This is a genomic window from Petrachloros mirabilis (assembly GCF_975968855.1).
Window position 1 is genome coordinate 1 of sequence record NZ_CDLUDY010000176.1, and the last position, 9,777, is coordinate 9,777.

10 protein-coding genes are annotated in these 9,777 nt (G+C 54.4%); 7 read left to right on the forward strand and 3 right to left on the reverse strand.

The annotated features are described in order from the left end of the window. The coding region (locus ACWVCN_RS07185) for a hypothetical protein (protein ID WP_455244880.1) at window positions 1-189 on the forward strand (189 nt) is incomplete at its 5' end. An 875-nt stretch (window positions 190-1,064) separates the two neighbouring features. Then, window positions 1,065-1,295, forward strand: coding sequence for a hypothetical protein (locus ACWVCN_RS07190; protein WP_455244881.1), 231 nt, complete (start codon window positions 1,065-1,067; stop codon window positions 1,293-1,295). 104 nt (window positions 1,296-1,399) lie between these two features. On the opposite strand, the gene hemL is transcribed toward ACWVCN_RS07190, so the two are convergent. From hemL to ACWVCN_RS07205, 3 genes are all read right to left on the reverse strand, one after another. Then, entirely contained in the window at window positions 1,400-2,683 is a 1,284-nt protein-coding gene (gene hemL / locus ACWVCN_RS07195; RefSeq protein ID WP_455244882.1) for a glutamate-1-semialdehyde 2,1-aminomutase, read from the reverse strand. Between the two features lie 659 nt (window positions 2,684-3,342). Beyond that, window positions 3,343-3,921 carry a barstar family protein gene (locus tag ACWVCN_RS07200; protein ID WP_455244883.1) on the reverse strand — a complete coding sequence of 193 codons (579 nt, stop codon included), beginning with the start codon at window positions 3,919-3,921 and terminating at the stop codon, window positions 3,343-3,345. Window positions 3,922-3,928: 7 nt separating this feature from the next. Next, the gene (locus ACWVCN_RS07205; RefSeq protein ID WP_455244884.1) at window positions 3,929-4,363 is read right to left on the reverse strand and encodes a ribonuclease domain-containing protein; all 435 of its coding nucleotides are present in this window, start codon (window positions 4,361-4,363) and stop codon (window positions 3,929-3,931) included. A 253-nt stretch (window positions 4,364-4,616) separates the two neighbouring features. Between ACWVCN_RS07205 and ACWVCN_RS07210 the strand changes: the two genes are divergently transcribed. The 5 genes from ACWVCN_RS07210 to ACWVCN_RS07230 all read left to right on the forward strand — a co-directional run. Beyond that, a complete protein-coding gene (locus ACWVCN_RS07210) occupies window positions 4,617-5,189 on the forward strand; it encodes a hypothetical protein (RefSeq protein ID WP_455244885.1) in 573 nt (190 codons plus the stop codon). Between the two features lies 1 nt (window position 5,190). Continuing rightward, entirely contained in the window at window positions 5,191-5,838 is a 648-nt protein-coding gene (locus ACWVCN_RS07215) for an HAD family hydrolase (protein ID WP_455244886.1), read from the forward strand. Next, a complete protein-coding gene (locus ACWVCN_RS07220; RefSeq protein WP_455244887.1) occupies window positions 5,835-7,439 on the forward strand; it encodes a M16 family metallopeptidase in 1,605 nt (534 codons plus the stop codon). The genes ACWVCN_RS07215 and ACWVCN_RS07220 overlap by 4 nt, the downstream gene beginning before the upstream one ends. Beyond that, the gene (locus ACWVCN_RS07225) at window positions 7,436-8,908 is read left to right on the forward strand and encodes a M16 family metallopeptidase (protein WP_455244888.1); all 1,473 of its coding nucleotides are present in this window, start codon (window positions 7,436-7,438) and stop codon (window positions 8,906-8,908) included. The genes ACWVCN_RS07220 and ACWVCN_RS07225 overlap by 4 nt, the downstream gene beginning before the upstream one ends. 78 nt (window positions 8,909-8,986) lie before the next feature. After that, window positions 8,987-9,777 (forward strand): MBL fold metallo-hydrolase (locus ACWVCN_RS07230; RefSeq protein WP_455244889.1); only part of this gene is annotated, 791 nt, incomplete at its 3' end.

Sequence of the window (9,777 nt, forward strand, 5' to 3'; positions counted from 1 at the left end):
ATTGAAACTAACATTCCAGAGTTGAATCAGGCGTCGATCACGTTTTCTCACATCGTGCGTGAACGAGACAGCGGGCGCGTTGTAGTAGAGGGATCGGCGAGACTTGCGGTGACGGATGGAAAGGGTGCGGTGAAGCGCCTCGACAAAGCGATCGTCGCCGCGTTACAGTCGGGACCGCTTTCCGAATAACGGCCGGTGCGTTTCGTGAAACAATTGTGCACAGGCGTTTGTGGTCTAGGCGAAATTCTGAAGAGAGTTTTCGATCTACTGAATGCAACTCCGGGAGGAGAGAATCGGCAATGGATAAGCTTGGGACCTGGCTTGCGATTATCGGTGTGGCAATAGGGTTTATCGTGCTGGGCTGGCTTCTGTTCTCGGAGAATCCTAAGGAGAAGAAAAAGAAATAGTCGGTGTTTTCACCTCACCAAGGCGCCCTTCTCGTATTGACCTACAGCCTGAGTTGTCAGCCAAAGCTGATAATCCGTAATCACCTGGTCGCGTACCGCGCAAATATTTCATCACGAGATGAAGGTGTTTATATGGGCTTGCTGTCGTCCGTCTCACCGGTCTCTAACAGCTCTTCACGCTGCGATTGACGCCTCATTGGGTTTGATCTCGTTCCAGCTTATGACGCGGCAGCTGATTTTTCAGGCTTCGTTTTGATGATTTGGAGATTCCTTTTGCGTGCTTGTGAGGATGGAGCTTCTTATCCCGTAATCGGCGGCGGCGCGGGATATCGCTCCCGGGTCTTCCCTCCAATGGCCGGCAGATATCACAAGAGAACGAGCCCCTCGAATCTCGCGAGTCTGACTTTTCGACGAAATCGGGAGTCCTGGTGAAGTCGAAGGGCGGTGCCGTTTCTTGCTGTGCCAGGCTAAGAGGAAACGGTATGGCGAGAGAAACTGTTAGATAGACGACGAAGGAATGTAACAGGGTTTTCAAATAAGAGAGAATCATGATGTGAGAAGAACGCAGGGATTGTGCCAGCCTGGCTCAGGCGGTTGACAACGGAGAAAACCGCATGCTGATATAGCAACGAACGCTGTGTCACGGAGGTTTAAGCCATGGAAATGTTCGGCCGCGTAGGATTGATTGAAGTCCCGATTCTGCTTGCTCCTGATCAAAAGGCCTGGATGGACCGGATGATCAAGGAAGGACGTATTGCGGTTCCACCTGGAGGGACGCTTGAGAAAGGCTCGCTCTATTCGGTGTTTATCCGCATGCTGCTACATAATGCGATGGAGGAGCAAAAGAGGCAGGAAGCGCTTGAAGCGGATGATGATGACGATGAATAGAGTCGTGTCTTCCGTGAAAAGTACGTCAGAGCATGCAATTTCGTATCTCAACGACTTACGACTTGTATCTTACAAGATACGAAGTGTTCTCCACGAGGGTGTAGTTAAAGACTCCTGAATGCAATGTACGCCGCTCGGATCGTTCTCTCGATATCGGCACCGGTGTGAGCGGTTGAGAGAAATGCCGCTTCGAATTGAGACGGGGCAAGATAGATACCCTGATCAAGCATCTGGTGAAAGAACTGCCCGTAACGTTTGGTATCAGATAGTTTGGCGCTGTTCCAATCCACCACCGGTCCGGGCGTAAAGAACGACGTCAACATAGATCCCACCCGTGTTTGCGTCAGCGTGATGCCGAACTTCTTAGCCGCTTTGCCGATCCCCTTTGCTAACGATGCTGCTCGGTCGTCGAGCTTTTTGTAAATCCCCTTGACCCGAAGCTGCTTGAGAGTCGCCAAGCCGGCGGATACGGCCAGAGGATTCCCTGATAAAGTTCCGGCTTGATAGACCGGTCCTGATGGCGCGATTAGATTCATAATATCGTTTCGACCTCCATAGGCCCCGACCGGCAATCCCCCGCCGATGATCTTTCCCAGAACCGTCAGATCCGGCTTTATTCCATAGAGAGCTTGAGCTCCGCCGTATGCCACTCTGAATCCAGAAATGACTTCGTCGAAAATCAACAGGATATCATTCTCGATCGTCAGTTTTCGCAATCCCTCAAGAAATTCCTGGCTGGGAGGGACCACGCCCATATTTCCAGCGATCGGTTCCACGATGATACATGACAGTCGCTTCCCATGTTCTTTCACAATATGCTGAACGGCGCGGACATCGTTGTAAGGAGCCGTCAATGTGTGTTTCGCGAAATCAGCCGGTACACCCAATGAATCTGGAATGCCGAGTGTGGCAAGTCCAGAACCGGCTTTGGCGAGGAGATAGTCGCTATGACCGTGGTAGCAGCCTTCGAATTTGAGGATGCCATCCCTCCTCGTAAACCCGCGGGCGACGCGAATCGCGCTCATGACCGCTTCCGTTCCTGAGCTCACGAGCCTGACTTTCTCCATGGAGGGGAATGCTGCACGGATCTCGCGCGCTAACTGCACCTCCAACTCAGTCGGCGCTCCATAGCTCGTCCCTTTTCCTGCAGCTTTCTTTATCGCGCTGATGACGGAGGAGGGGGCATGTCCGAGGATCATGGGACCCCAGGACAGGATGTAGTCGATGTACGTATTTCCATCCACATCATAGAGACGCGAACCTTTAGCCCGTTGAATAAACCGAGGTTGCCCACCAACCGATCGAAAGGCGCGCACGGGACTATTCACACCGCCGGGGATGAGTTGTTGAGCTTGGGAAAAAAGTTTTGAAGATCGAGAGGTTTTCATAACGGGCGCGCACCCTAACACGCGCCACGAGAAATGGTCAAGGAAGGAGTGGGCAGCACAAGAGCGCCGCGAATTGCCTCACATAGGGTCAAAAAGTGTCTGCATAGGATAAATCCGGCGAAACATTTTCATACAACCTGAACTTCTCCTGAAGAAATTCTTGAATAATCCTTCCCCAAAAATCGATAAGTCTCATATGTCAAACGAGGTCTGGATTTTGCGTAGGAATATGAGGGAGTAGGACGACTCATATTAGAAGTTGTCCGCAGTGTGAGGATAAAGGATGATCATTATTTGCTCCTGGTGTCGGAGGGAGGGAAAGACAGAATTGGTCGGTGAGAAAGCTCCCCTCGACGATGTACGTGAAACTCACGGAATCTGTGTCGTCCACCGCGACCAGGTTCGAGCCCATTGGTGGGAATCTTTTCAGAGGAGAGCGAACAAGGCGAGAAAAGGTCAAGAAATTGCCGCTTCAGCTCTTTTTCACTGGACGGGGCTTTTAAACGTCACCAAGAAAATGCGCATGTAGCCCTGAAATTCTAAGAGCACCCTTTGTCCTATTCATGCTCCAAGCCTCCTTGGAGCAGCCGTTTTGGGTCATTAAGACTCCGTCCTTCTCTCATCGTTCCGCAGAGAGCCTTTCCTGCGATGCGCCAATCTCATGGGCTTCCTCCTTTACGGGAGCGTTTAGGGTGGCGTCCAGCCGACCGCCGCTTGGTCTCCGATTGCTGATTCTGCTCAGCCGCAATGTCGGGGATGCCCCAGTGGGCGCGCTTCTGTCTCCCTTGTTCAGTCACGGCAAATATGACATGGAACGGTATTCCTCGTGACATTCCCATCCCTGCCTGTCCCGTACCCCAGGCTTCTCCCGCGTCGCTGATGACCTCTAGAAATGTCTCATAATCTTCCTCGTCTTCGGGCAGGACCTCATCAGCATCGGTAATGACGAGGACATAGCCTTTCGCCGGCAACCATTCCAGGTCTGCCAAGCACTCCTCAAGGGCGTCCCAATTGTGCCCGAAATACTCTGGAAAACTCAGGACGCGGGCGAATTCGGAAAATAACCCTTCCCTTGTGCGGCACTTGGATCCACGGAGTATCTTCAAGACAAATCCTTTCGGGACTGCGACGAGAGATTCAACCAGCTGACTGCTCTTCAAGACGAGCAATGAGGTCCAAGGCGCCCTGGTCGATTGAAGATGGATTGTCAAAGAGAGGCGTGACAGTCGGTCTGTCATATGAATCTCAGTTCAATGGAATGAAGGTTTGATAATGATCCCCGGTATAATACGCTTTGCCGCTATCCTGCTCGATAACGAGCCGTTCTCCATCGCGAGATCGGCCTGGAACTTTTCGGTTCACATCATATTCCCGGTAGCGTCCACGCGGAAGCCGACGTTCACGATTGTGAAATTCCCGTCCCCCTACATAGCCCGGTAGCGGAATACCGTGGCGATCTTGTAAGCGCGCGAGCAGATCGTAGGCCTTTTGCGGCGCAGTCTGTTGGATCGATTTATTCTTATCGGAAGGTCTACCATCTCCGATCGTCGGTTGAGCGGTCTGCTGTTGCGCTGCCGAATCGACGGCGTATGAGCAGCTTGCCCACGTGGGGAATCCAAGGGGGACAACCGCCATAAGCGCGACGAGAATGAGGAACAGACTCGTCCAGCGACGTTGCATCACCCTCCTATGGTTGAAACTAGGTCGGAATCGACAGGCAATGCGACCCAAGCGAAAAACCCTAGCATGCGTTCTTCAAGGAGGTCAATTCTCGGCCTGTACTGCATTCATCGATATGCTTTCAGGAATGCCGTTTGATAAAATGAACGGGTAGTTGGGTTCTCCGATGGCCGGATCAGTAGCCTTGGTTCGCATCAGGGTTATCTCCGCCGACGAGTCTCATCGATTTTCCTTATCAAGGTAGGTGTGGACGTTGCCCAGGTTCAATCTGTCGGCCGGCAGTCTTCCCAAGCACATCGTCTTCTGGACCCTGTGCGTAGCGCTTCTGAACACCACAGCTGTTTTCGCTCAGTTGAGAGGGCTCGACCGCTCGCCCGCTGAGATTGTGAAGAAGTATTTTACACTTGATAAAAAAGGGGCCAAGCTTGATTCGCTTTCGTATGAGGCACTCAATCCGTATACGGATTGGCAGGAAGAACGGGCTTGGGGGCGGATCGTCGTGATTCGAGGGTTTTCGGTTGCCGAACACTATCGGCAATGGGAAGTGGTTGACCGGATGGAAGTGGTCATTCCGGTCACATTCCAGGTGATCGGATCGGTCTACATGGAAACCGCGGGTTTCATACTGGAACCATCTGTCGAAGAAATTCGTGTTCGTGTCAAGGCAGTCCGAAATCGTTGGAAGATCGTCGAACCGATATTGCCTCCGCACGTGGGACAGCAACGCATGATTAACTTCGTTCGGGAAGCTCTGTTAAAGGAAACCGACGACGCCAACCGAAAGAGCCTGACGCGATTGCTAGATGAGCTGCGAAAGGCAAAATGAGATGGGAAAGACGCCGATTGATCTGCTGATTTTTGATCTCGACGGGACCCTGATCGAATCGAAATGGGACATCGCGTTGTCCGTCAACTTGACGTTGGCGGAACTGGGGCTAGCGCAACGCCCGGTCGAAGAGATCTTCGGGTTTGTCGGCGATGGAGTGAAGAAGTTGTTGCGGCTGGCTGTGGGAGAGGACCAGCGTGTGAGCTTCGAGGAGGCGCTACGGGTTTTTCGCGGGCATTACCTCACGCATTGTTTAGATCGCACTACCTTTTATCCCGGGGTCGAAGAATCCTTGATCCATTTCGCCGGCAAGCAGAAAGCTGTGGCTACGAACAAGTCGATCGAGTACACGCAAGTGATTCTCAAGGGGTTGGGTGCCCATCATTTCCAGTTCGTCATCGGAGGTGACAACGGGTTTGGGTTGAAACCTGAGCCGGGTATGCTCCTGCACATCTTGGAACAACTGAACGTGCCAAAGGAGCGAGCGGTGCTGGTTGGAGACAGCACAAACGATATCAATGGCGGACACAATGCCGGAATCCGTGTCTGCGCCGTGGGCTATGGGATGGGGAATTGGGAAAAAATGGCTGCATGCCAGCCGGACTGGTTCATTGAACGACCGGAAGAATTGATGGAGATATTCGAATGAAAAACAGGTTGAGGCTGAGGTCAAGGTTTAGGGAAGCATGGAATAGTCTCGCTCTCATCGGGTGCATCGGCTTGATACTCAGCGTTAACCTCGGCCTTGCGGAGGCTTCTCCCGGATTGGCCGATCGCGTCATCGAGCATAAATTGGCGAACGGGTTGACCGTCTTGATGGTCGAGCGGCATCAGGCACCCATTGTGTCGATCAATATGACTTTCAGCGTAGGCGGCGTCAACGAACAAGCTGGGCAAACGGGGCTTGCACATTTGTACGAACATATGGCCTTCAAGGGCACGAGGACAATCGGCACCAAGGACTATGTGAAGGAGAAACCGATCCTCGACGACCTCTTTCGCGTCGGAACGGAACTTGAGACACGCCAGCGCGATTTGGCCAGTCTGAGCCCGGAGGCCGCTCCCGATCCGAAGGAGCAGGACGAGATCAAGGCGTTACAACGCCAGTTCAAGGAACTTCAAGACAAGGCATTGCAGTACGTTGCAGGCAACGAGATGGCGTTGCTCTACCAACGTCATGGCGGTGTGGGCTTGAACGCTGCGACGGGGAAAGACCTGACGCGGTACATGATCAATCTTCCCTCCAACCGGTTGCCTCTGTGGGCGGCGATAGAATCCGACCGGATGGCCAACCCCGTGCTTCGCGAATTCTACAAGGAACGCGGGGTTGTGATGGAGGAGCGACGGTTTCGCAATGACGACAGCCCGAACGGCCTCTTGTTCGAAACCTTTACCTCAGCGGCATTTCGCGCCCATCCTTACGGCATTCCCACTATCGGGTGGGAATCGGACATCCTGTCGTTGACCCCGGCGGAGACGAAGGCGTTCTTCAAGACGTATTACGGGCCGGGTCGTGCGACGATCGGGATCGTTGGGGACATCGACCCTCAAGCCGTCATTGCCTTGATTGAAAGTACGTTCGGCAAGATTCCGCCGGGACCCCAGCCTCCCCAGATTGTGACGACTGAGCCCCCGCAGCGAGGCGAACGCCGCGTCGAGGTTGAATTTGACGCCGAGCCTTCATTAGTGATCGGCTTCCATAAGCCGGGGATTAACCATCCCGACGATTATGTGTTCGACGTCATCGACGAAATTCTCACGGCGGGGCTGACATCGCGTCTGTACTCCAAACTCGTGCGCGACGACCGCATTGCGGCCTCGGTTGATTCCGATGCGAACTACCCGGGCGTCCGCGCACCAAATCTTTTCGTGCTGAGCGCTACGCCACTGGCGCCCCATCCAGCTGCCGAGGTGGAAGCCGCGATACTCGCCGAATTGGAACGGCTCAAAACCGAGCCGGTTTCGGCGAAAGAATTGGAGAAAGTACTGAATAACTTGGATGCCGATATGGTGCGTGGTTTACGGTCCAACAGCGGATTAGCCTCGCAACTCTCGCTGTACCAGACCATTGCGGGGAATTGGCGATATGTGCTCACGGCACGAGATAAGATCGCCGCCGTTACGCCCGCTGACATCCAACGCGTCGCAACCCAGTACTTTACGAAATCGAACCGTACAGTCGCGACCTTGGTCAAGAAGTCAACTGCCAAGCAATTAGCGACGGCCGCTCAAGGAGAGGTGGTGCGATGATCGCTGTGAAACATGAGATGCTCTCTACCAAGCGACATGGGATAGCGCTGGTCATCGCAGCACTGTGTACGTTGTGGTTGGCTTTTCCCGCATGCGCGGGCGATGTGACGCTCGAAGACCCGCGCAAGATGTCTTTCAAGCCGGTGGAATTTTCCCCGCCGGAACCGGAACGCCTCGTGCTCGACAACGGAATGGTCCTCTACCTGCTTGAAGATCACGAGTTGCCGCTTGTGACGATTACAGCCGTGCTACGGACAGGTGGATGGCTCGATCCCTCTGATAAGGTCGGGCTTGCCGCCTTGACCGGCGCGGTCATGCGTACCGGTGGCGGGGGCGGGCTGAGCGCCGAACAGATCGACGAGGAGTTGGAGCAGTTGGCAGCAGACCTCAGTCTTTTCATCGGGAGAGAGGGAGGATCGGCCTCGCTCGACATTCTCAAGAAGGATTTCCCCAGAGGACTGCACATTCTCGCCGGACTGCTGCGCCGACCTGTGTTCGAGCCGGCACGCGTCGAATTGGCGAAGCTCCAGGCGATCGAAGGCATCAGGCGTCGTCAAGATCATCCCGGATCGGTCGTCAGCCGGGAATTTGTCAAACAACTGTACGGACCGGATCATCCGAGTGCCCGCGAAGCCACGTTAGAATCCGTCACCGCTATCACCCGCGATGATCTCGTGTCTTTTCATCAGAGAACGGTGCATCCGAATGGAATCATCCTCGGGGTGACGGGGGATTTCGAAAAGGCGGACATGATCGCCAAACTCAAGGAAGTGTTCGGCGACTGGGAAAAAGGCGACGTGCCTGAATTGACGATTCCCGATGCGCCGGAAAAGGCCGCTGGGTCCTCGATCGTACGTTTCGTCGATAAGGAGACCTCGCAGACGCATCTACGCGTAGGACACCTCTCGATTAGAGAGAGCGATCCGGATTACGTCGCCCTCGCGATCGCCAATGACATATTGGGCGGGAGTTCGTTTCGCAGCCGGTTGTTCAACGATGTGCGGACCAAGCGGGGACTCGCTTATTCGGTCGGAAGCAGACTCAACGCCGGCACACACGACCAGGGGGTGTGGTTGATGAGGGCGGAAACGAAACTCCCGTCCACTCAGGAAGTGATCAGCCGTTTCATCGTCAACATGGAGCGGATGCGCAATGAACACGTCACGGACGAAGAGTTGGCGGAAGCGAAAGAAGCCTACGTGAATTCGTTTGTCTTTGCTTTTTCGAGTACCTCGGCGATCGTGAACCGTCTGGTCGAGTTGGAATATGACGGCTTGCCCAGAGATTTCCTGCAGCAGCTGCGGTCGCGGGTTGTGGCGTTGACGAAAGAGGACTTGCTGGCGGCGGCCAAGAAGCATTTTAATCCCGACCGCCTGACTATTGTGGCAGTAGGACCAGGCGAAGCGCTGCTCAAGATGTTGTCGGGATTCGGCGAGGTGCAGGAGATCAAGGTCACGATGGAGCAGTAAATTAGCGCCGCTCGGTCTTACCGACTAGGAGCATCAGGCCGGATTTTTGAATCGTTGATGTGCCATTAGCTTTAATGTATGCCGCTAGAAGATGATCTGTGCGATATCGTGAAAAAAGCTCGGACGGGACTGAACCTTTCCGTCGGAGATGTGGCCCGTCTTACCGGCCTGGCCGGGGCCGATCTGAATGCCCTCGAACGAGGTGATCAGGTGGGAGATCGAGTGAAGCTTCGTGCGATAGCCGGCGCACTCGGATTGCGACCGTCGTCGCTCGAACAGATCGCATTGGAGCACTGGGTTCCTCGGCCCTTGCCATCAATGGCCCAAATAGAAACCGTCCACGGTGACATCGGCGGATATGCGGTGAAGGGATATATCGTCCATGACTCAGGCGAAGCAGTTCTGATCGATACGGCCTACAATGCAGGGAAGATGATCGAGCTTCTGGAGACGCTCCCGCTTCAGTTAGTCGGGATCTGCCTCACTCACGGCCATGCGGACCATGCCGAAGGGATCCAGCAGATCATCGCCCGATGGCCCGTTCCAATCTATCTTGGACGAGAGGACATCCCGTTGTTACCGACGAAACCGGCTGAACAGCAGGTCACGGTGCCCGAACATGGTCGTAAAATCTCGGTCGGAAGGTTGACCGTTCGATGTATCGCCACGCCGGGCCATACGCCCGGGGGTATCTGCTATGCGGTCGACATGCCGTGGGGGTCTGTCTGTTTCGTCGGCGATACGGTCTTCGCGGGTTCCATCGGGCGATCGAATCCCTTTCGGCTTTACCGGACGCATCTTGAATCGGTGCAGAATCAGGTCCTGAGTCTGCCGCGAAATTGTCTGCTGCTGCCGGGCCACGGCCCGGG